General features: G+C 68.6%; 20 protein-coding genes and 4 pseudogenes. 12 read left to right on the top strand and 12 right to left on the bottom strand.

The window, feature by feature from the left end:
- Window positions 1-109: 109 nt before the first annotated feature.
- A complete protein-coding gene (locus ACFWA7_RS28670; RefSeq protein WP_385825900.1) occupies window positions 110-775 on the bottom strand; it encodes a Pr6Pr family membrane protein in 666 nt (221 codons plus the stop codon).
- 493 nt (window positions 776-1268) lie between these two features.
- Between ACFWA7_RS28670 and ACFWA7_RS28675 the strand changes: the two genes are divergently transcribed.
- On the top strand, window positions 1269-1817 hold the full coding sequence (locus tag ACFWA7_RS28675; protein ID WP_385825902.1) for a GNAT family N-acetyltransferase: 549 nt from the start codon (window positions 1269-1271) through the stop codon (window positions 1815-1817).
- Window positions 1818-1866: 49 nt separating this feature from the next.
- On the opposite strand, the gene ACFWA7_RS28680 is transcribed toward ACFWA7_RS28675, so the two are convergent.
- The 5 genes from ACFWA7_RS28680 to ACFWA7_RS28700 form a co-directional block, all read right to left on the bottom strand.
- On the bottom strand, window positions 1867-2802 hold the full coding sequence (locus ACFWA7_RS28680) for a hypothetical protein (RefSeq protein WP_385825904.1): 936 nt from the start codon (window positions 2800-2802) through the stop codon (window positions 1867-1869).
- Window positions 2799-3227: a hypothetical protein gene (locus tag ACFWA7_RS28685; protein WP_385825906.1), complete on the bottom strand. Its 429-nt coding sequence runs from the start codon at window positions 3225-3227 to the stop codon at window positions 2799-2801. Before ACFWA7_RS28685 ends, ACFWA7_RS28680 begins: the two co-directional genes overlap by 4 nt.
- A gap of 325 nt (window positions 3228-3552) precedes the next feature.
- Window positions 3553-3963, bottom strand: coding sequence for a hypothetical protein (locus tag ACFWA7_RS28690; protein WP_385825908.1), 411 nt, complete (start codon window positions 3961-3963; stop codon window positions 3553-3555).
- 57 nt (window positions 3964-4020) lie between these two features.
- Complete coding sequence (locus ACFWA7_RS28695) at window positions 4021-4419, bottom strand: type IV toxin-antitoxin system AbiEi family antitoxin domain-containing protein (RefSeq protein ID WP_385825911.1); 399 nt, start codon at window positions 4417-4419, stop codon at window positions 4021-4023.
- Entirely contained in the window at window positions 4416-5270 is an 855-nt protein-coding gene (locus ACFWA7_RS28700; protein ID WP_385825913.1) for an IS5 family transposase, read from the bottom strand. The genes ACFWA7_RS28695 and ACFWA7_RS28700 overlap by 4 nt, the downstream gene beginning before the upstream one ends.
- A gap of 296 nt (window positions 5271-5566) precedes the next feature.
- Here ACFWA7_RS28700 and ACFWA7_RS28705 point away from each other — a divergent pair, with 296 nt between their 5' ends.
- The 3 genes from ACFWA7_RS28705 (at window position 5567) to ACFWA7_RS28715 (ending at window position 8216) form a co-directional block, all read left to right on the top strand.
- Window positions 5567-6526, top strand: a complete 960-nt coding sequence (locus ACFWA7_RS28705) for an ankyrin repeat domain-containing protein (protein ID WP_385825915.1) — start codon at window positions 5567-5569, stop codon at window positions 6524-6526.
- A gap of 100 nt (window positions 6527-6626) precedes the next feature.
- Entirely contained in the window at window positions 6627-7118 is a 492-nt protein-coding gene (locus ACFWA7_RS28710) for a hypothetical protein (protein ID WP_385825917.1), read from the top strand.
- Between the two features lie 36 nt (window positions 7119-7154).
- Window positions 7155-8216 (top strand): IS630 family transposase, encoded by a 1062-nt coding sequence (locus tag ACFWA7_RS28715; protein ID WP_385825919.1) that lies wholly within the window; start codon window positions 7155-7157, stop codon window positions 8214-8216.
- Here ACFWA7_RS28715 and ACFWA7_RS28720 read toward each other — a convergent pair whose 3' ends face one another.
- A complete protein-coding gene (locus ACFWA7_RS28720) occupies window positions 8217-9797 on the bottom strand; it encodes an alpha/beta hydrolase (RefSeq protein ID WP_385825921.1) in 1581 nt (526 codons plus the stop codon).
- Between the two features lie 523 nt (window positions 9798-10320).
- Between ACFWA7_RS28720 and ACFWA7_RS28725 the strand changes: the two are divergent.
- From ACFWA7_RS28725 to ACFWA7_RS28735, 3 genes and pseudogenes are all read left to right on the top strand, one after another.
- Window positions 10321-11076 (top strand): annotated as a pseudogene (locus tag ACFWA7_RS28725) (IS110 family transposase); the annotation flags it as partial.
- A gap of 17 nt (window positions 11077-11093) precedes the next feature.
- Window positions 11094-11321 (top strand): annotated as a pseudogene (locus tag ACFWA7_RS28730) (reverse transcriptase domain-containing protein); the annotation flags it as partial.
- A 312-nt stretch (window positions 11322-11633) separates the two neighbouring features.
- Window positions 11634-12434: a phosphotransferase gene (locus tag ACFWA7_RS28735; RefSeq protein WP_385825923.1), complete on the top strand. Its 801-nt coding sequence runs from the start codon at window positions 11634-11636 to the stop codon at window positions 12432-12434.
- A gap of 31 nt (window positions 12435-12465) precedes the next feature.
- Here the strand turns inward: ACFWA7_RS28735 and ACFWA7_RS28740 are convergent, their stop codons facing one another.
- Window positions 12466-12684 carry a hypothetical protein gene (locus ACFWA7_RS28740; RefSeq protein WP_385825925.1) on the bottom strand — a complete coding sequence of 73 codons (219 nt, stop codon included), beginning with the start codon at window positions 12682-12684 and terminating at the stop codon, window positions 12466-12468.
- A 33-nt stretch (window positions 12685-12717) separates the two neighbouring features.
- Here ACFWA7_RS28740 and ACFWA7_RS28745 point away from each other — a divergent pair, with 33 nt between their 5' ends.
- Window positions 12718-13272 carry a hypothetical protein gene (locus ACFWA7_RS28745; protein ID WP_385825927.1) on the top strand — a complete coding sequence of 185 codons (555 nt, stop codon included), beginning with the start codon at window positions 12718-12720 and terminating at the stop codon, window positions 13270-13272.
- 131 nt (window positions 13273-13403) lie between these two features.
- Here ACFWA7_RS28745 and ACFWA7_RS28750 read toward each other — a convergent pair whose 3' ends face one another.
- The 3 genes and pseudogenes from ACFWA7_RS28750 to ACFWA7_RS28760 all read right to left on the bottom strand — a co-directional run bounded on the left by ACFWA7_RS28750 (window position 13404) and on the right by ACFWA7_RS28760 (window position 16571).
- On the bottom strand, window positions 13404-13598 hold the full coding sequence (locus tag ACFWA7_RS28750) for a hypothetical protein (protein ID WP_385825929.1): 195 nt from the start codon (window positions 13596-13598) through the stop codon (window positions 13404-13406).
- Window positions 13599-13678: 80 nt separating this feature from the next.
- Window positions 13679-15185 (bottom strand): annotated as a pseudogene (locus tag ACFWA7_RS28755) (ISL3 family transposase).
- A 114-nt stretch (window positions 15186-15299) separates the two neighbouring features.
- Window positions 15300-16571 (bottom strand): IS256 family transposase, encoded by a 1272-nt coding sequence (locus ACFWA7_RS28760; protein WP_385825969.1) that lies wholly within the window; start codon window positions 16569-16571, stop codon window positions 15300-15302.
- Between the two features lie 294 nt (window positions 16572-16865).
- Between ACFWA7_RS28760 and ACFWA7_RS28765 the strand changes: the two genes are divergently transcribed.
- Both ACFWA7_RS28765 and ACFWA7_RS28770 read left to right on the top strand, forming a co-directional pair.
- Window positions 16866-17321: a hypothetical protein gene (locus ACFWA7_RS28765; protein ID WP_385825931.1), complete on the top strand. Its 456-nt coding sequence runs from the start codon at window positions 16866-16868 to the stop codon at window positions 17319-17321.
- Between the two features lie 22 nt (window positions 17322-17343).
- Window positions 17344-18060, top strand: a pseudogene (locus ACFWA7_RS28770) (flavin monoamine oxidase family protein); the annotation flags it as partial.
- 103 nt (window positions 18061-18163) lie between these two features.
- On the opposite strand, the gene ACFWA7_RS28775 reads toward ACFWA7_RS28770, so the two are convergent.
- Window positions 18164-18577 (bottom strand): hypothetical protein, encoded by a 414-nt coding sequence (locus ACFWA7_RS28775; protein ID WP_385825933.1) that lies wholly within the window; start codon window positions 18575-18577, stop codon window positions 18164-18166.
- Window positions 18578-20017: 1440 nt separating this feature from the next.
- Between ACFWA7_RS28775 and ACFWA7_RS28780 the strand changes: the two genes are divergently transcribed.
- A complete protein-coding gene (locus ACFWA7_RS28780; protein ID WP_385825935.1) occupies window positions 20018-20509 on the top strand; it encodes a DUF2975 domain-containing protein in 492 nt (163 codons plus the stop codon).
- Window positions 20509-20730, top strand: coding sequence for a helix-turn-helix domain-containing protein (locus ACFWA7_RS28785; RefSeq protein WP_385825937.1), 222 nt, complete (start codon window positions 20509-20511; stop codon window positions 20728-20730). Before ACFWA7_RS28780 ends, ACFWA7_RS28785 begins: the two co-directional genes overlap by 1 nt.
- Window positions 20731-20756: the final 26 nt, after the last annotated feature.

Genomic DNA, 20756 nt, shown 5'->3' on the forward strand with positions numbered 1-20756 from the left:
GCAACCACTGTTCATCCGTCAGATCCGACGGATAACCCTCCCCAGCAGCACTCATACACCCCTCAACGAGCGACCCGCACAACCGGCACGGGAGATCTCAAACGCGGTCTCAGGTCGGCATCAAATCCCGGTCACGGTCTTCGCGCTCGCTGGCGCCGGTTCCGCCCCTCCTGTTGCGCGCGTTGACGTACAGGACAAGCAGCGACGCCATCCCCGTGAAGGCCAGTGTGATGATCACTGACCAGGTCGCGACGTGCTCGTAGCCTCCCGGCTCGCGGGGGTCGAGGAAGTCGTACGGGTACCACCCCACGTGCGGCCCGCGCAGCAGTGAGTAGGTGAGGTAGAGCAGCGGGAAGACCAACCACCGCAGAGACTGGATCCAGGGGATGCGGCGCGGCGGAGGACGCAGTAGCCAGTCGGCGAGGAACACGGCCGGCATGACGCCGTGCACCACGTCGTTGGCCCAGATGATCGTGTTCGCATCGATGGTTCCGGCCAGCAGGGCCCAGTACACCACTCCGGTGATCACCAGATTGAGGGTGGCGGCGCCGCGCAACAGGTCGGGGACGGGGCGGGTGCCGCGCAACAGGGCCAGCCCACCGGCCAGCAAGACGGCGGCGCCGAGCAGGTTGGAGAGATTGGTGAAGTACGAGATCCAGTTCGCTGCGCCCTCGTCGGTGTGCGTTGCCCGGTTGAGCGAGGTGGCGAGGGCCGCGACGCCCAGCAGCGCCAGCCCTATTTTGGCCGAACCTTCCAGCCTGGTGCTTAGAGACATGACCTGGATGTTACTTGTATGAAGATCGGTGGAACCTCTGCGTTGCTCCGGATCCGTCCGGTGACCTGCAGGGTCTCGCCCCAGCCCCCTGCTTGTGGATGGTTTATGGGCCGTGAGACCGGGTCTGTGACCTGTTCCGGCGCTGGCAGCGGGACGGCACCTGGACAAGGATCCTCACCCAGCTCCAAGCCGAGGCGGATGCGAAGGGCCTGACCACCTGGGGTGTCAACGTCGACCCCACCGTCTGCCGGGCCTACCCAGCACGCCGCCGGAGCGGCGAAAAGGGGTGTGCCATCGCGCCGCCTGTCCCGTAGGCCAGGGCCGCGGCGGACATGCAAAGCGGATCCGCCTGGCTGATTTGCCCGGTGCGGGTGCCGGATTTGGGAGTCGTGATCACGGCGGGGCAGCGGGGCTTTCGTAATGGACTACTGCTGGATTCCTCAAAGGCTGGGTAGGTATAGGGGTGCGGAGTCGTGATTTGGGCTGCTCGGGGGTGGGTTGCTCCACCCGCCGCGACCACCAGCGCCGCCGCCGGGCCCTGCACGCCCTCGGCGACCGCATCACCTACCACCGCACCCACAGCACCGAGCAACTCCTGGCCCACTACCGCGTGCTGGAACACCTCAACCACCAGCGCAACGCCGACCGCCCACCGGCAGACGCCCTGGCTGCCGGCCCCCGCCTGCCCTGGCCCGCGGTGCTCGCCTCCTGCGCGCCGGTCGCGTTCATCGCCAGCCTCCACCTCGACGGCCAGCCCATCGCCGCGCAGCTGTGCCTGCACCGCGGCACCCACGCCTACTCGCTCCTGGCAGGCATGGATCCCCGCCACCGCACCCTCGCCCCCGGGCGCAGCCTGCTGAGTGTGCTTGCCGAGGACCTGACCGCCGCCGGATTCACCGCACTGGATCTGGACCGTACGACGGCGGACCCCGGCCAGCGCGCCTACAAGGCCGCCTTCGGCGCCCGCTGGCGGCTCAGCAGCTCCGTGTCCACCAAGGCGGGCGGCGAGCTCGCTCCCGCTTCCCGCTGCGCCGTGCCGTAGTACTCCGGCCGCCTGACTTCACACGGGGAGGCCGTTGGGGCAGCAGGGGTCACGGCCGGGGGCCGGGGCCTTGCGCGGGCGGCGGGGGCTGATGACGGTGCGCCTCTCCAGGTCGGGCGCGGTGCGTGTGCGGCGTGTCCTGGCGGGGGAGTGGCGGCGCAAGGCGTGCGAGGAGTTCGGCGCTGGCTCCCGGTTCTGCCAGGCGTGCGGCGAGTGCGGCCCGCTGCTGCTCGGACAGGCCGGAGAGCTGCTGCATTCCGCCGGTGGAACTCTGGGGCTGGGGGCGGGCGTCCCAGATCCGGCCGGCGATGGCCTGGACCTGCGTGCGGATCTGCTCGGCCTGGCCGTCGGTGACGCCGTAGGCCGCGAAATGGAGCTGGGTGACACGCTGGACGAGCGTGAGGGCGCGGTGGGCCGCCAGGTAGGGCGCGGCGATCTCGCTCTGCGGTCCCGCCGGGGCATTTGCCTCCAGGCTCCGCGCCGCGAGCTTGGTGAAGGCCGTCTGTCCCCAGTGCTGTTCCCGCAGGGTGAGGTCGATGTAGTCGCGTGCATCCACGCGGGATATGGCCTGCTGGAGCGTCTGGATGGTGCACGTGGCCATCGAGCTGACCGGCAGGCCCTGAAGCAGGACGGGGGGCGTGTACTGCGGCATGCGGGCCATCACCAGCCGCACCGGCGGCCGCTCCACCTGCGCCCCGCTGCCCCGGGAGACGATGTGCAGGGCCCGCAGCAGCCCCTGCTCGGCGCCCTGTTCGGCCTGGACCGCGTAGCCGAGCTGGCGCAGCGCGACGGTGGCCACCGCGGTGACGCGGTCGGGATCGTAGGCCTCGGGGGTGGTCAGGGTAATCTCGACGGCCTGGCGGCGCAGCACCCCGTGCAGATGCAGCGCAAGGTCGCCGCCGAGTGCGAAGGGCGTCTCGGTCTGGTTCAGGGCCGCCAGGACGATGTCCGCATCCCGTACCGCCCGCCCCACGTTCCAGATCACCTCATGTCACCGCCCAGTTCGGTAAACCGGTCCTGCCACACGAAGACCACCGCCTCGGGCAGCACGGCGCGTAGCTGCTCCCACACGGAGACCAGCTGCCCTGCGTGCAGCATCCGGGCTTGCTCGTCGGCGCTGCCGTACAGCAGGGCCCGCTGGTACAGGTCCACCACGCTGTGCGGCGCCGTCATTCCCCAGCTGGCGGGCGCCTGTACCGCGCCGTCGAGGGGACCCGAAAGGTCGCTGAGCCTGGCCACGAGCTGGGGCGGCCGCGCCAGCAGCCAGTCCGGGGTCCCGGGCCGGTCCAGCGCGGCGGCGACGTCCGGGGCGATCTGCCCGGCCAGGCCGGCGCGCATGGCCTCACGGGTGGCTTTGGCCCCGGCAAAATCGATGGCGTCTATTTCCGCGTCCGCGTCCCCGTGCTCCACGCTGGCCAACTTCCGTCTGCAGCAGCCTCTTTGGCCGCCTTTTCTCCAGCGTACGACGGTCGCCAGCGAAGCAGAGCTGACGGCACCCGCACAACGCTCCACGGAGCGTGCGAAGAGACATGGGGAGAGGGGGGAGAAGGGAGACATGATTACGTGCGGCCCCGGTGCCCGCATGGCCGGGCGCGGGCACCTGAGCTCGGGTGCCGGTCCAGGCTCCCGGCGATCCGCGTACGGCACGCCGTGAGGGGCGTTTGAAGCCTGACTGTCCGGTCTCCGTGGCCCGTGGAGGGCAACGTGGAGGTGATCCCGTTGATGAACCGGTCGGCTATGGCAGGTCCAGGTCTTCCGGAGGTAGACGCCGCAAGCCCAGTCGTCGATGGACGTCCTCGGGCGTCGTTCTCAGGGCGCGTTCCGCGATGTCCTCGAAGTAGATCATGGCAAGCCGCTGGCGGGCTTCTCGTTCCTGGTACACGTAGGGCGCGAGGACCTTCCAAGCACGGTGGATTGTGCGCCCGTAAGCCCCGAGGATCGTGTCCTTGTCCACGACACCGAAAGCCACCAGTTTCCCCAGGTCGTCGTAGAACAAGCCGACCCGACGCACGTGCGCCTTCGCCACATCGGGAAGATCTAGGAACGGGATTGCCGTCGGGTGCTCGTCACGCAGGTGGTAGAGAACGTACTCAATCGCGTCCAGAAACTCGGGCGAGCGGGTCTCTCTGAAGCCCTCGAAGATCATGGCCAGGGTGTTCGCCCTCTGTGTCGTTCTCAACTGCCCGAGCGCTATGAGAGGGCGTTAAGTCCGTTTCTGGTAGCGGCCGCGTCCGGGTTGTTCGAGGAGTCCTTGCCGGACGAGTCGTCCCAGGCGGGAGCGGGTGACATTGATGGAGGGCTCGTCGGTGGGCAGGCCGAGGTGCTCGTGCAGATCGCGGACGCGGAACACTTTCCCTGGGTGCTCGCTGAACGTGGTCACGATGCGCTGGTAGACGGTGGCGGTCTCCGCGGGGGCCGTTGCGTGGGCGGGCGGGGTGAGGCCGTCGATGACCTTGCGGGTCGCGGTGAGCTCGGCCAGGCGGGCTTCGGTCTCGGCGAGGGCGGTGGTGAGCCGCTCGATCTGTTCGCGCAGGTGGTCGGCTCGTGCGGCGGTTTCATCGTGTTCGGTCTGCAGCAGCCGCAGGAGTTCGTGGACGTTCACGCGGCCAGCTCCACGTCGTCCCGCCAGGTGGGGGCAGGGGTGGTGAGGCGGCGGAGCATGCCGGCGGTGGAGGCCCAGTAGACGCGGGAGGCCGCGTTGTCGGGCCGGTGGTCGTAGTCGCGGGCCAGGCGCCGCTGCAGCATGAGGGTGCCGTTGACCTGCTCGACCACCCACCGCTTGGGTTGCGGGACGAAGCCGTTGCCTTCGTCGTCGGGGTTGCGGCGGACCACTTCGACGGTGATGTCCTTCACCGCCCCGTGGATGATCACGGCGTCTTTGAAGCCCTGGTCGACCAGGACCTTTTCCAGGCGCATCCCGCATCGTTCGGCCGCCTGGTCCAGCAGGGCGATGCCGGCCTCGTTGTCGTGGGCGCTCGCGGCGAGGATCACCACACCGATGATCAGGCCCAGGACGTCGACGGCGAGTCCCCGCTTCCTGCCGGGCGTCTTCTTGTTCGCGTCCAGTCCCGTCGTCTCCTTCGGCACCCCGGCCGCCACGCGGACGGACTGGGTGTCGATGATCACCAGGGACGGGTCCTCTAATCGTCTGGACCGCTCCCGCACCTGGCAGCGCAGGATCTCCTGGATCCGCTGGTCAAGACCGTCCTGGCGCCACAGAGTGAAGTAGTGGAACACCGCCGACCAGGCCGGGAGGTCGTGTGGCAGGAGCCGCCACTGACAGCCCGTCCGGTTCTGGTAGAGCAGCGCGTTCACGACCTCGCGCAGGTCGCAGGAGCCCGGGTCCCCGGTCGCCGACCGCGCCACCCGCTCCTGCTTCCACGCGGTGACCAGCGGCTCGATCAACACCCACTGCTCGTCGGACAAGTCGGTTGCGTACGGCATCCGTTCCATGCCCGCGACCCCATCATGCACACGACATGGCATGAGGACGGAACCGCCCCGTCATCCACGAACGAGCGACACCACATCATCAGGAACGGGACTTAACGCCCTCTGACAGGTGATCTTGACCGTTTGCCATCTGACTTTGACCAGGCCAGTAGTCCTGCAGCGGGCCTAGCTAGGCTCAGCCTTCATGACCGATAACGCTGACGCGCGCAAGCGCCCCTTCCTCGTTCTGCACGACTACGGCAAGCCGTGTGCGAGTGTGGGTGTGGACTCGTTCGGCGTGGTGCAGGAAGGGCACGATGACGGCGCAAGACGATGGCTGGACTGGAATGGGCTGGGACTGGACGGATCACGACGACATCCGGCGGCGTCTTGAGCAGGGTGCCGATCCAGAGTCGTGGAGCGGGGGACGGCCCCTGCAGCGGGCGGCGGTCTTCGGCTCGGCGCAGGTGGTCGAGGAGCTGGCTGGGCGGGTCGCGGACGTGGACGCGCTGGAGAACGGGGTCACGGCGCTGTGGGAGGCCGTCGTGTCCCGCAAGCCGGACAACGCGCTGGCTCTGGTTGCTGCCGGGGCTGATCCGTGGCGGGAGTTGATCAGCGGCTGGTCGCCGGGGCGGTTGAGTCTGGCCGGGCCAACGCCGGACCTGTTCGCGCTGCCGGCCGGTGAACGCGGCCTGAGCGAAGCCGAGCGCACCACGGCTGAGGAGGGTGCGCGGCTTGTGGAGGCACTGGGGAGCTTCTACCACGACGGCACGGGGCTGGCCTGTGTGGCCGGGATCGGCGCGGCCGAAGCGGTGAGCCGTCTGCAGGCCACACCAGCCGATCCTGGCCTGGTCGCGGAGCTGCTGGAGGACCTGCCCGCGTACGAACTCGACGAGATCTTGCCGTTCATCGGTGTCACGTCCGTGCCGGGCGGCTGCGTGGTGACCCAGCCCTGGGGCTACGCGCCGTACATGCCCGGCGTGCTGACCCGGCTGTCTGCGGGCACCGTTTGTTACGGCCTGTATGTCAATCCCAAGAGCGGCAGTCAGGGCGGCATCGCCCGCGACGGCGCCATCGAGGGGTGGGACCTGAGCCCCGGCGGCGGACCCGACCAGGGCGACACCGCCGAGGAAGTCCTCGCGTCCTATCTCTACCAGTACCACGCGGTGGCCTACGCCTGTGCGTTCGCGGGACTGCGTCTCACCGATGCGCGCGCGGTCACCGGGCCCTGCGACGTGTGGGTCCAGCTGCCCCGCCGTGACTACTGGAGCCGGTGACAGGGGCGGGGCCGAGGGGGGTGAGCTCCGGCGCCCGGCGGGCTCCCACCCGGCCAGGCACCAGAGCGCTCGTCACGTCGCCGCCGGTACGGGAGTGCGCGTGGGCGGCGTCCTTGGTTCCGGCGGGAGCCGGTGGGCTGCCCCGGCGGGTGCTTCCGGGTCGGCTGCTCACGATGTCGAGCAGATCCTGCAAGCGGCGGTCGACGTATTCGTTCCGGCACGCCCGCCTGACTGCGGGGTCGTTCTGAAGGTCTTCAACGGCCTTCTGGATGGATGTGCGGCTGTTCCCGAAGGCCTGCTTGATGAGGGGGCGGCGACGTTACCGCCGCGGGAGCGGGGCTTGCTGCCGCCCGCCAGCGCGGGGGGAGCCGGTGACTTCCTCTCCCCAGCCTTCGGCACCAGCCGTTCCAACCTGTACAACGGTGCACAGGCGGCGGGCAGCATCACCTACGGCACCGGGGCGGCTGGCGGCAACCTCCTCGGGTTTCCCATCGGCTCACCCTTCAACCAGTGCGGCGGCGCCGGCCTGCCGACGCTGCAAACGGCGACGGACCCGTCGGGTCCCGCCTACTGCCTCACCAGCTATTATTGATCCGAAACGCTTTGGGTTCAGGCTCGTTGACGGTGTGTGAGTGATCTGGTGGGGGATGCACGGACCTGGTCGCCGGACGCGCAGGAGGCCGTGCGGTTGCTGGCGGTGTCCGCGTTGGTGGAGGGCCGGGACCGGGTAGAGGTTGCCGCCCTGTTCAAGGTGTCGGTCAAGGCCGTGGACAACTGGTGGGCGAAGTGGCAGGCCGGCGGCCGGGACGCACTGCTGTCCCTCCCGCGAGGCCGTCGTGTGGGTGAGCATCAGGTCCTGTCTGAGGCCGAGCAGGCCGCCGTCCGGCAGGCGGTCCTCGATCACATCCCCTGCGACCTGGGACTTTCGGGTCAGCTGTGGACGCGGGGGCAGATAGGCGAGCTGATCTTCAAGCTGTACCGGGTCCGCTTCACCGAGCCCGGGGTGGGCAAGTACCTCAAGCGCTGGGGGCTGACCTTCCAGCGTCCGGACAAGCGGGCGGTCGAGCAGGACGCGGAAGCGGTCCGTGCCTGGCGCGAGGAGACCTGGCCGGTGATCCGGGCCAGGGCGAAGGCGGAGAACGGCGAAGTCCTCTTCGCTGACCAGGCCGGGATCCGCTCGGACCAGGTCACCGGCCGCACCTGGGGCGCCAAGGGCGCGACTGCCATGGCCCGCCGCGCCGGGAACCGGTTCTCCGTGAACGCGATGTCCGCGATCAGCACCCGGGGCCGGATGCACTTCATGGTCTTCACCGAGTCGTTCGACGCGGAGGTCATGTGCCGCTTCCTCGCCCGGCCCGTCGGGCACTTCGACCGGAAGGTCCACCTGATCGTCGACCGGCACTCGGCCCACCGCTCGAAGACCGTCCGGGCCTGGCTCGCCGGCCACAAGGACGAGACCGAGCTGCACTTCCTGCCCTCGTACTCACCCGAACTGAACCCCGACGAGCTGGTCAACGCCGACCTCAAACGCAGCCTGCCCCACACCCACCGGGCCAGGAACCAGGCCGAACTCGCCGCGGAAACCCGTAGGTTCTTCCATAGACGGCAGCGTCAACCACACATCGTCCGCGGCTACTTCGGCGGCCCGCACGTCCGCTACGTCCTGGACGAGAACCCTTTTAGTTTCTGATCAATAGTTGGACCCCGCCTGCTTGATGCAGGTCCGGTCCCTCGCAGGCAGCTTGCCGGTAGCCAGGTACTGGTTGACCTGGTCGTCCACGCACGCGTTGCCGTAGCGCCCGAAGAGGGCGTGCCGGTTGGCACCCGCGAGGGTGACCAGTCTGGAGCTCGGCAGCTGCTTGTGCAGTTCGACGCTTCCCTTGTACGTCGTACGCGGGTCACCGGTGGCGGCGACGATCAGTGCAGGGGCATCGCGCCGCACCCGGGTGGGCTCTTCGCGCGGCGAGTCCCAGAAAGCGCACGGGTTGATGTTGTTGGTCAGAGCGCCGAACAGCGGGTGCGCGGTGCGGTTGCGCTCGATGTCCCGCCAGTAGAGCTCGGGATCGCGCGCGGCGGCCACGTCCCCGCAGATGACGGCGGACTGCGCGCCGGTGGGCTCGCCCTCGCCGCGCAGCACATACCGGAGCTCCGGAACGAGCGCCGGCGGCACCGTCGTCGCCCGGCCCTCCCCGGCTTTGGCCAGTACGGAAAGCAGCTCGCCGAACGACGCCCGCGCCGGGGCGGTGTCGTCCGCGATGCCTGAGAAGAGGAGGAGCGGCACCTGGCTGTCATCGATCCGGAAGGCATCGGTGCCGGTGCCGATGGTCAGCGGACCGCGCGCGGCCGCCGCGACGATGCGGTCGACGGTGGCGAGCACCTCGGCGCGGCTGCGGCCGAGGCCGTAGGTGTCGTGGTGTTCCGCAGCCCACACGGCCCAGTCGAACAGTGCCTTCTCGTTCTCGTGCTCGGTGCCCTTCAGCAGTCGAGGGCGGTAGTCGTTCGGGTTGATCGCCCCGTCCAGCACCATCCGGTCGTGGCGGCCGGGGAACATCTGCGTGTAGACCGTGCCCAGGTAGGTGCCGTACGAGTAGCCCAGGAAGGAGATCTTCCGCTCGCCGAGCGTGCTGCGGATGACGTCCATGTCGCGGGCGGTGTTGCGGGTGGTGATGTGCGGGAGCACCGCGGCGTCGGTGGCCCGGCACTTGTCGGCCAGGCTCTTCTGGAGGGCGACCTGGCGGTCGAAGCCCGCCCGGCCGGTCCCGGCGGACAGCCAGGTCATACCGACGGGCAAACCGCAGTCCAGCGTGGTGCTGCGCCCGATGAAGCGCGGGTCGAAGCCGACGATGTCGTAGCGCGCGCCGACCTCCTTCATTGACGCACGGGCCTGCGGCGGGGACTGGAGCGCGGGACCGCCCGGACCGCCGTTGTTGAGGAGGATCGCGCCGATGCGGTGGCGTGTGTCGGTGGCCTTGAGCCGGGAGATCGCCACGGTGATCGTGCGCCCCCGGGGGGCTGCGTAGTCCAGGGGCACGGTCACGTCCGCGCACTGCACGCCTGCCTGGTCCAGATCGCGGCCCGTGGTGTCGTCGGGGCCCTTGATGCAGCTGCCCCAGCCGAGGTGCTGGCGGTAGTACCGGTCCAGTCCGGCCCCGGAGCTGTCCGGGGCTTCGGTCTCGGCGGCCGTGGCCAGGACGGGGGAGGATGTGAGACAGGCGGCGAGGGCGAGACTTACGGCCAGGACGCGGCGTGCGGCGGGGCTGACAGTGGTCATGGGGTCTTGGTGAGCATCGTCCGCTTCGTGTGATCGCATGCCCCGAGGCTAGGAACCCGCCCTGGTACGGCACATCGCCCAAGGGAACGAGGACCCCGGTCCTGTCCACCCCTGGTCCGGGACCTGCGTCCCGGTCCGGCCTCCTCCTCCGGGAGGAGACCGTCGGCGGGGCTGCGCTGAGGGCCGGCCCGGTCATGCATCTGCCGTAAGAAGTTGTTCTGATCTGCCTCGGTCTCCGTTGCTGATGAGGCCGCCTCACAGTAAGAGTTCAAAGACACCTACTGAGCTTGTCCTACCTTTCAAGCGGGTCGGATCTGATCATTCGTAGGATCGGGGAAGCCCAGGGGTTCCGGGTATGGCTGTGAGCTTGTCGCCGCTTGATGGCTCAAAGAACTTGGCCGCCCGGAGCCCCGCGACGACTCGACCGCTAATTGGGATACGCGACTTGATCGCTTCGTAGGACAACGCCGGCGAGGTCGTCTGCTGGGAGCCATGTGATGACGATGAGCTGGCGGAGGTGACCGTGCCCCAGATATGGGCCGGAGTGGACATCGGCAAGGAACATCACCACTGCGTGGTGATCGATGCTCAGGGCAAGCGCCTCCTGTCGCGCCGGGTCTTGAACGACGAGCCGGTCCTGCTGGAGCTCATCGGCGATGTGCTCGCGCTCTCCGAGGATGTCCTGTGGGCGGTGGACATCAATCACGGCGGCGCGGCCCTGTTGATCGGCTTGCTCCTGGGCCACGGCCAGCCGATGACTTGCCTCACCGGTCTGGCGGCGCACCAGGCATCCGCCGGCTACCGCGGCCAGGGCAAAACCGACGCCAAGGACGCCTTCGTCATCGCCGACCAGGCCCGGATGCGCAACGACCTCGGCCTGCTGCGGCCCGGCGACGAGATTGCCGTCGACCTGCGCACCTTGACCGGGCGCCGCACCGACCTCGTCTGCGACCGCACCCGGCAGATCAACCGACTCCGAGCGCAACTCCTGAAAATTTTACCGGCGTTGGAACGGACTCTTGCACTGACGAACAGGGGTCCCGTCCTCCTGCTTACCGGCTATCAGACCCCAGTGGCGCTCCGCTGCAGCGGCGCCAAGCGCATCGAGACCTGGTTGAGGAACCGCAAGGTCAAGAACGCCGCAGCCATCGCCTCCGCCGCTCTAGAAGCTGCCGTCGGCCAGCAGACGTCCCTGCCGGGCGAGAAGCTGGCCGCCGCCATGGTTGCCCGTCTCGCGAAGGGGGTCATCGCCCTCGACGAGGAGATAGCCGAGCAGGACGGTCCGCCTTGGACGCAGTGGAGAAGTGCCAGAACCGCTGTTGGAAACGTAATTGGGTGGTCGAGTTCGACATTTCCCAGTTCTTTGGCAGTGTGCCCTGGTACCTGCTGGTCAAGGCGGTGGAGGCGCATACCGACGCCGTTTGGGTGAAGTTGTACGTGCAGAGGTGGCTCGCTGCCCCGCTCGTGATGCCCGACGGCTCCCAGCTAGAACGGGAACGTGGGACTCCGCAAGGATCCCCCGTGTCTCCTGTACTGGCGAACCTGTTCCTGCACCCCCACACCCACCGGGCCAGGAACCAGGCCGAACTCGCCGCGGAAACCCGTAGGTTCTTCCATAGACGGCAGCGTCAACCACACATCTGTCCGGTCCCAGTTAAGTGTGGGTAGTGCGAGGCGGTGACCTGGGGTGCTTCGTCTTGTCTGGGACACGCTCGCCGAGAATGTCCCGCCTGTATGTGGGCAGTTCGTTGCGTGGCGTGTGTATGAGAGCCGGTGTTTTCGACGGATTTCGGGGCCTGGCCCGCGTGGGGTCGATGTGGCGGTAGCGTGATCGTCATGACGGCTGAGGGCGAGGCGCTGGTCGGCGGCATGGCGAACGCAGGGGCGGTCTTCCGCCGTGGTGCGCTGGTGGAGCGCCCGGCGCCGCGCAACGCTCGCGCCCTGCATGCGTATCTCCTTGCCCTAAAGGAGCACGGCTTCGACGCAGCGCCGACCCCTGTCGGTCTCACCGAGGACGGCCGTGAACAGCTCACCTTCATCCCCGGAGACGTGGCTCTGCCGCCGTTCGCGGACTGGGCGATGACGAAGACCGCCCTGGAATCGGTGGGGAGCCTGCTGAGGCGCCTGCATGAGACCAGCGCGGCCGTCGAGGTCGACACCCGTGCTGGGTGGCCGGGGGACCTGGCCGATCCGGAGGGGGGAATGATGCTGTGCCACAACGACGTGTGCCCGGACAACGTCGTCTTCCGCGACGGCCGTGCCGCTGCCCTGATCGATTTCGATCTGGCAGCTCCGGGGCGTCCTCTCTGGGACGTCGCTATGACCGCCCGCTACTGGGTGCCCCTGGTCGATCCCGCATCTGCAGCCGCCTTCTACCCCTCCGGGCTGGATGCGCCCGGGCGGCTGCGGATCCTAGCCGACAGCTACGGCCTTTCGCCGCGGGACCGCGCCGAGTTGGTCGGCGTCATCGAACAGGCCACCGAGGTCTGCCGGGCCTTCGTCGCCCGCCGCGTGGCTGACGGCGACCCCGTCTATCTCCAGGCGCTGGCCGAGCGCGGTGGATGGGAACGCTGGGACCGCATGCAGACCTGGCTGGCGGAGCGCCGCGAGATGTTCACGGCCACCCTGCTGAACTGATCGCCCGGAGCGGGCCGTTGACCAGGGACGCTCAGAGCTGAGTTGGACGAGGAAGGTGTGGGGCGTCTCGGTTGGCGATGAGTGTGGCCACGGCCTCGGGGTTGCCGAGCCGATACTCGATCTCCGCGGCCGTTGACTTGACGGTTTTCGTGAGCCAGACGCGGCTGGTGCCGCGAATTGTGCTCTTGGTGGGGAAGCGCTGGTGGAACTGGGCGATGCTGCTGAGGGAGACGTAGAAGTCGTCGCTCATCGCCAGTTCCCTCCAGTGGGGAGACGTGAACATGTGGATCAGCGCGACGCGTTCGGGGAAGCCGGCGGCTGTCAGCCAGGGCGCCTTCCTGTCCGGCTCGACTTCGGGTCCTTTGACTCGGACCAGGTCGTGGAGGGTCTCGGCTCGGTGGACGAGCCGGTAGTGGCGGTGGGCGAGGCCTGTCCAGAGCCCTGCGGTGAGTTCCTCGCAGAGGTCGATGAGGGCCGGGCCGTGATGTCGGCGAAGGCGCCAGTACTTGTGCTGTGCTCGAACGACATCGGGGGTGCGGGACAGATCGAGCTGTTCCTCGGGCGCGTAGACGTGCTGACCGACCCAGAGTTTGTGGCGGATGCAGACGTTGTCGTGGACGGGGGCCCAGATCTGGGCGGGAAGGGCCGCGCCGGTGCGTGTGATGACGCAGCGGCGGCAGGCCCAGCGAAGGATGTGGTCATCCGGGACAGCGGGCCGATCCGCAGGGCGGCCGTCGGTCTGAAGGTCAGGGAGTGTGCGGACCAGGCGTTGTCGAGTCTGACCGCTGAGGATGCAGAGGACATCGACGCTGGTCAGGCGGGGTTCCAGCCAGCGTGACGGTGCCCGCAGCCGGGCCAGAGGGACATCGTTGGCCGGGGCCAGTCTGGACCAGTAAGACGACTCGCACTCGCCGGGAAACGGCGGCAGAGGGATGGGCAGAGGACGGATCAGAGCCGGGCGGAACACGTTCATCCCGCGTAGGGCAGGGACGAGGGACGGCCATGGCCGGAGGATTCGCTGCTGTGGTCGATGCGGATGTTCTTGATCGTGGCCCGCGTGATGCGTTCACTCTGGTCGAGGATCGCGGAAATGGCCGGGGCCCGAACGAGGTGGGAAAGGCTTCCGATCATGCCGCCTGTGCGCTGGTGCAGGTATCTCGCCATCTTCACCAGGGTGTTCGGCTCGTGCGGGTCTGTAAAGCTAACGGCTCTGTCCCGTAATCGGTGGTAGCGCCGTGTAGTGATTACTGGAGGAGGATGCGGTGGCGGAGCAGGGGGAACCCGGCTCGGCCGTGCATCTGTCTCATGATCCGTTTGGTTCGGGTGTTGACGCCCTCGGTGCGGCCGTTGTGGTACGGGCAGGTGAGGCCGGCGTCGACGGCAGCGCGGTCGAGTTCGAGGCCGTTCGCGAAGGAGTGCAGGTGGGGCAGGTCGACGGTGCGAACCGTGGTGATCCAGCCGGTGAGTTTGGCGTCGTTGCCCTCCGCTGGGGTCAGTATCTGAGCGAACTCACCGATGACGCGGGAGAGTTCGGTCAGCTCGGGGCAGACCTTGACGAGTTCCCGCAGTAGTGCGGTGTCCTTGTCGCGCAGGTTCTCGGGGCGGGTGAGCAGGAGGCGGGCGAAACGCTGCGGGGTGGTGACTGGCTTGTCGCCCTCGGCGCGGCCTTGGGTGATGTAACGGACCAGGAGGTTGGCGCTGCCGGTGTAGCCCAGCTCCCTGATCTCGCGAAGGAGGTGAGTGACGGGCACAGCGGGGTCTTCGCTTCGGCGTCGGCGCAGGTGGTCGCGGTAGGGGTCGACGAGTGTGGGCTTGTAGCGGGGTGCGCGGCGGTCGCCGGTGGGCTCCTTCGTGCGGGCGTACCGCTTGACGGTGTTCAGGGCGACATCGAGGCGGCGGGCGCATTCGAGGAGGCCGACGCCCTGGTCGAGCAGATGGTGGACCTGCTGCCAGCGCTCGCGGGTGGTCTGCTCACGCACGCCCCCGGGTCGGGTGGGGTTTACAGCGGTGGCCCAGCAGGCGGTGTGGGAGCGGACTTCGGCCAGGACCTTGCCGCACAGGTTGGACCAGAGGTGCCATCTGTCGCTGACCTGTACCGCTTCGGGGAGGGCTTGGCGGATCGCTTCGGCGTAGGTGGCGGAGCCGTCGCGGCAGACGTACTGGGCCGGGGTGCTCGCGCAGCCACGTGGTCAGGGTCTGGGCGGTGCGGTCGGGCAGGACGTCGATCCGCTCGCCGGTCTCGGCGTCGATGATCACGGTGGCGTAGCGGTGCCGGCGTTTGAGTGCGAAGTCGTCGACGCCAAGCACGCGCGGGACGCGCAGCGGCGTCACCACCTGGCGCATGAGCATGCGCAGGGCGGTCGAGCGGGAGATCGCGCAGGCCAGAACGCGGCAGAGGCGGGCGCCCGCCCGGCCCGCTAACTCCTTGACCACGGAGTTCAGTTGGTTGGCCAGGCGGTTGGTGCGGCGCTGGTAGCGCTCCACGACGCCGGGAACCTGCTCGCGGAACGTCTGCCGCGGGCAGCCGAGAACCGGGCACACCAGGCGGCGGACCCGCACCGAGACGACGATCCGCCGTCCGTCCACCGGAACGTCCGCGAGCACCCGCCCATGAAACCCGTGCACCCGTGCTGTTCGTGTCCTGCACGTGGGGCACGGCACCGGATCGTCCCGGGTCCGCGCCGACACCCGGATGAGCTCACCCTCGCCCGTCACCCCCTCGATGACCAGGGCCGACAGCCCTGAAAACACCACCGCCACAAGCTCATTGACATCGCGCACACCATGCCAACGACAACCGTCACCCTTCGTTACCACCGATTACGGGACAGAGCCAAGCTAACGGTGTAACTGGGGTTGGTGTGGCTAGAGTTGGCCTGCGGTGAGGCGGCCGTCGAAGGCCAGGTCGAAGGCGTTCATCGCGCCCTTCCAGCGCATGGTCCAGCGTTTGCGGCCAGCGCCGGTCGGGTCGAGGCTCATGACGGCCATGTAGACGCACTTGAGCGCGGCTTGCTCCGTCGGGAAATGTCCGCGGGCGCGGACGGCCTTGCGGATGCGGGCGTTGACGCTCTCGATACTGTTCGTCGTGCACACAATCCGGCGTATTTCGGCATCGAACTGGAGGAAGGGCGTGAATTCGGCCCAGCTGGTCTCCCAGAGGCGGACGATCGCCGGGTACTTCTTGCCCCAGATCTCGGCGAATTCCAGGAACCGGCTGGTGGCCGCGTCCTCGCTCGGCGCGGTGTAGATGGGCTTGAGCGCCTTCGCGATCTTGTCCCAGTCCTGCCGGGCCGCGTAACGGAACGACGCCCGCAGAAGGTGAACTACGCACGTTTGCACCACAGTTCGCGGCCAGGCCTCGCCGACTGCGTCGGGCAGCCCCTTGAGCCCGTCGCAGACCAGCATGAGGACGTCTTCGACGTCCCTGTTCTTGAGCTCGGAAAGCACTCGCAGCCAGTGTTTCGCGCCTTCCCCGCCGTCCCCGGCCCACAGGCCGAGGATGTCGCGGTGCCCCTCGGCGGTGACCGCCAGGGCTACGTAGATCGGCCTGTTCGCCACTTGGCCATCGCGAATCTTGACGTTGATAGCGTCGATGAAGACGACCGGGTAGACGCGGTCGAGCGCCCGGTTCTGCCATTCGGCCATGCCGTCCATCACCTTGTCGGTGATGGTGCTGATGGTCGTCTTGGACACGCTCGCGCCGTAGACCTCGGCCAGGTGCGCGGAGATCTCCCCGTGCGTGAGGCCCTTCGCGGACAGCGAGAGCACCATCTCGTCCACCCCGGTCAGCCGGCGCTGCCGCTTCTTGACGATGGCCGGCTCGAAGGAGCCTTCCCGGTCGCGGGGCACGTCGATCTCGACCGGGCCGATGCCGGTCAGCACCGTCTTGGACCGGGTGCCGTTACGGGAGTTGCCGCCGTCCTTGCCCGCCGAGTCGTGCTTGGCATAGCCGAGATGGTCGGTGATCTCGCCCTCCAGGGCGGACTCCAGAACCGTCTTGGTCAGCTGCTGCAGCAGCCCGCCCTCGCCGGTCAGCTGCAGGCCCTTGCTCCGGGCCTGCTCGACGAGCTGCTCGATGAGCTTCCGTTCGACCGCCGCGCTCTCCAGCGACGGTTCCGCCTGGTCATCGGCGGTCACGGACTCGGTCACGGTGTCAGTCACTTGATGTCTCTTCCATGATCATCAATTACACCGGTGAGCGTACAGACCCTAGGAGCCCGGGCACCAGGCTGTCGTCTCCGGCCCGGACAGGAGCCGCCTACCCGACCCCGGAGGACATCAGACCCCAGGACCGCGGCAGGGCGGGCATTCTGCTGAATCCTGCGTGGTGCTGCACCGAGGCGGCCTTGGGGGCGCCGACGCCACGCTCAGTGTTCTCGCGGCGCGGAAAGGCGGTTGCCGCGGAGACGAGATGTGCAGTGATACTGCGGCGTGAGCAGATTCGCAGAAGTCGTCGTGCTGGCACTTGACGCAGAGGAAGTCATGGAGCCGCTCACCCGCGACGACGAGCAACGCCCTTGGCGGGGCCGATTCGTGCAGATACAGAGCCAGTGGCCCGGGTCCTTCGGAAATGGCTGGGCCACGGAGTTCGAGCGGATGCGCCCGAGGTCCGGATTCCTGGAACATCTGGAGTCGCTGCCGTGGCCCAGGCCGGAGAGCGTGCAGGTCCTGATCCATGATGAGGAAGACGACTGCTTCGGCCTGTGGATGATCCAGGACGGCAAACTGGTGGAGGTACGCCTTCCGCACACCGAGCGGTTCCATGAGCCCGCCCCGCCGAATCAGGACTCCCCGCCGAGCCCCGGCCTGCTGCGCCGGACGGACACGGGCTCGGGCCTGCCCGAGCAGACCCCACATCACAGCCGGGATCCCCGGCCGGCCTGGTAGGAGCTCTCCGCAGCCCCCATCCCGCAAACGCCGGGCCGTCACCGAACTCCACTACGACAGCGCCACCAAGGTGGTGCTCGAATTCAGCCGCCGCTGGTGGGAGTTCACCGAGACGGACTGGCGACGGGAGCTCGACACCATCGCGACCGGCCTGTACGACTCCTACCGCAAGGGCCGGACCCCCGACGACGGGAGTCTGCTCGGGCGGCACGGCTCCGTCACCGGCGAGCGCCTGTCCGAGAGCCAGCGTACGTATTACGCCGCCTACCGCTCCGCCACCCGCGACCAGCCGGCGGCGGTGGGCAGCCTGGGCGGGGGATCGGTCAGCGACAACCCGAACCGGTTCACCTTCAACCCCTCCCACACCGTGCCAGGCAGCCCCGGCGGGGTAGTCCTCGCCTCCTGCACCTGGGCCGACGACGCCATGCGCTGGGACGCGTTCGACGACGACGCCCGCTACCCGCACGCTCTGGCCGGACTGCAGGAGATCTACGGCCAGCGCATCGAGGTCTTCTACACCGGAGCCGGGGCCAACCAGAGCTGGGCACGCGACCCCTACGCCTATGGCGAGGCCTCGGTCCTCCTGCCCGGCCAGCACACCGAACTGTTCCACGACATCGCCGCCCCCGAAGGCCCCCTGCACTTCGCCGGCGACCACACCTCCCTTAAACCCGCCTGGATCGAGGGAGCAGTGGAATCGGCGGTCCGCGCGGCACTGGAGATCCATACCGCGCCCTGATCCGGGCATCGCGCGGGGCGCCCGCCGGTGTGGCCGGGCCGACCCGGCGGATCCGGCGTGAGCGCGGTGCCGCGAGAAACCCTCCACAGCCGAGTGAACTCGTCTACGTACACCCGCAGTTGCTGCCGTAGAGGAGGAACCACACGGCCACAGCGCAGACGATGGTGAGCACGGACGACCCCACCAGCCACGGCCACCGGCGGTCCGGACGGCTACGGGCCTTGCGTGCGGCGACGGTGCCGACCGTGCCGGTCAGCAGGACGGCCACGGCGCTCAGCGTGAGGCCGGGACTTCGGCCCCAGCCCCAGAACAACCCGAAGACCACACCGATGAGCAGCGCACAACTCACCAACTGGACGACGATCTCGGCGAGGAACTCCCCGATCAGCTCAGCGAGGAACTCCAGGACACCGCGAAGGATTCGGTACGTGCGGCTGTGGCCGGGGGTGGGAGTGGAGTCGGTTGCCGGGGTGGGGTGATCGTGATCCGGTAACCGACCCTCGGACGTCGAATTCATGGCAGCCCCCGCTGGATGAGTACCGTCCCCTACACCGTTTCCGTCGGCAGCCTATCGTCGAGTGGGCCGACACGGACCCTTCAGCAACCCGTTCGCAACGCGGGTGGAGAGTCCTGCGGGCACGGCACCACGATCGACGACCGCCTCCGCCGGACAGTCCGGCGGGGGCGCCGTGCCGTACGGGCCGGGACGGCTACTCGGTCGCAGACTTGCGGCGTCGCATCCGCCACACCAGGACGCCGCCCGCAGCGACCAGGGCCGCCGCGGTGGAGGCGATCAGGCCGACAGGGGTGTCGGATCCCGTGTGGGCGAGGTTTCCGCCCGGGGGCTTCGGCCTGGCGCCCGGCTCGCCGGGGGCCGGCTTGCTCGGGTCGCTGGTGGGCTTGTCGGTCGGGGTCGGGCCGGGCTTGCCCGTGTGCGTGGAGTTCGGGGTGGGGGTGTCACCGCCGGTGGCGTTTGCCCTGCCGCCACCCAGGTAGAGGGTGTCGGTGCCGTTGTCGGCCAGCGCCGGATCACTGAAACCGAGGATGTGTCCCCAGGCGGCGGCCTGGATGACATCGAGGTCGGCCCGGGTGTGCGGCTAGGGCACGTCGAGGACGGACCGCGGCCCTATCTCCTCCAGGACCTCGTCGACAGTGCCGGACGAAGCGGCGAACTCGGCAGCCCCGGACAGGGGAGTTGACGGGAAGCGTGCGCGCGTCCACGTCGAACGGCGGGAGGAGGACGGTGATGTTGCAGTGTCCCATGGAGCCGCGCACCATACGGTCGGGCGGGAGGGTCCAGAAGGCGTTGTCGGGTTATGCGGGACACCGTAGGGGCGCGGACAAGTTGCGGATGGATCAGGTCTGTTGGCGTTCTGGTCGTCCGTCGACGACGTCAGGTGCGACGTACATAACCGAAGGGTCTTTCGAGGGGAATGTCCCGGTGGCAGGGGGGCTTGCGGGGGCGGTGTGGGGGTACTTCGTTCACCGGCCCACCCGGTGGACCCCGGCGGCCAAGGGTGATGTGGTCTGTTCGCTACAGGTCACAGCCCAGGTCGCGGGGGCGGGCGCGGATGCGGAGGGTACAGCGACGGGCGCCGTAGGGTCGGCGGGCGACGGCGCCTTCGATGTCGAGGTGCGGCATCGTGCGGCTGGGTCCACTGCACGGCGAGCGTCTGCCTCTTCGGCGACGAAGACGACCCCGCAATGGGCCCGACCGACGCCCGGACGCAGGCTGCCCTTCACCTGCAAGGTCTCGGCGTAGTCGGATGGCGTCCGACGTGCGGCTGAGCGAGGGCGGCTTCGGCAAGATCGAAAACCTTCGCATCGCGCCATGCTGCGAGAGGGGGGCGGCACGGCGTCATGATGCAAGACCGCCGCCCCTGCCCTCTGCTCCCACCCTTGCCCTATCTATCGAGATTCGATAGATTTCCATCGCAACTCGATGGAAGGGTGGGTCGTGGGAAAGCTGACAGTGCGCGCGCTGCGTGCCGTGCTCGTGGTGGTGCTCACGGGCACGGTGTTCGTACAGGCGTTGATGGTGTGGGCGTTGGTCAGTGGGAGCGACCCGGAGGACGGGTCGCTCCCACTGGCCGCGCTGCGTGTGCTCACGGTGCTGGGTATCGGGGCGGTTCAGGTGGCGCTGGTCTGTGTGTGGCGGCTGGTGACGATGGTGCGGCGCGGGACTGTGTTCTCCCACGCCGCTTTCCGGTACGTGGACGGGGTGATCGGCGCGATCGTGGCGGCTGCTCTGGTGTGGTTCGCGGTCGCGGCCGTGAACGCGCCGGGCCAGCGGGACGATCCGGGCGTCACCCTCATCATGGGCGGGATCGGCGTGGCCGTCCTGGGAGTCGCGCTCATCGTGCTGGTGCTGCGGATGCTGCTCGCCCAGGCCGTCGCCCGCGATGTCGAAGCGGCGCAGATGCAGGCCGAGCTGGACGAGGTGATCTGATGGCGATCGCCGTCGACATCGACGTGATGCTGGCCAAACGCAAGATGTCGGTGGGCGAGCTCGCGGACCGCATAGGGATCACGCCCGCCAACCTGGCGGTACTCAAGAACGGCCGCGCCAAGGCCGTGCGCTTCACGACGCTCGCCGCGCTCTGCGAGGTGCTGGAGTGCCAGCCGGGCGACCTGCTGCGCTGGGAGGGCGAGGACGCCGCGGGCGCATGAACCGTGCCTGGCGACGCGTCATCGCC

Source organism: Streptomyces sp. NPDC059994, from assembly GCF_042737755.1.
GTDB lineage: Bacteria > Actinomycetota > Actinomycetes > Streptomycetales > Streptomycetaceae > Streptomyces.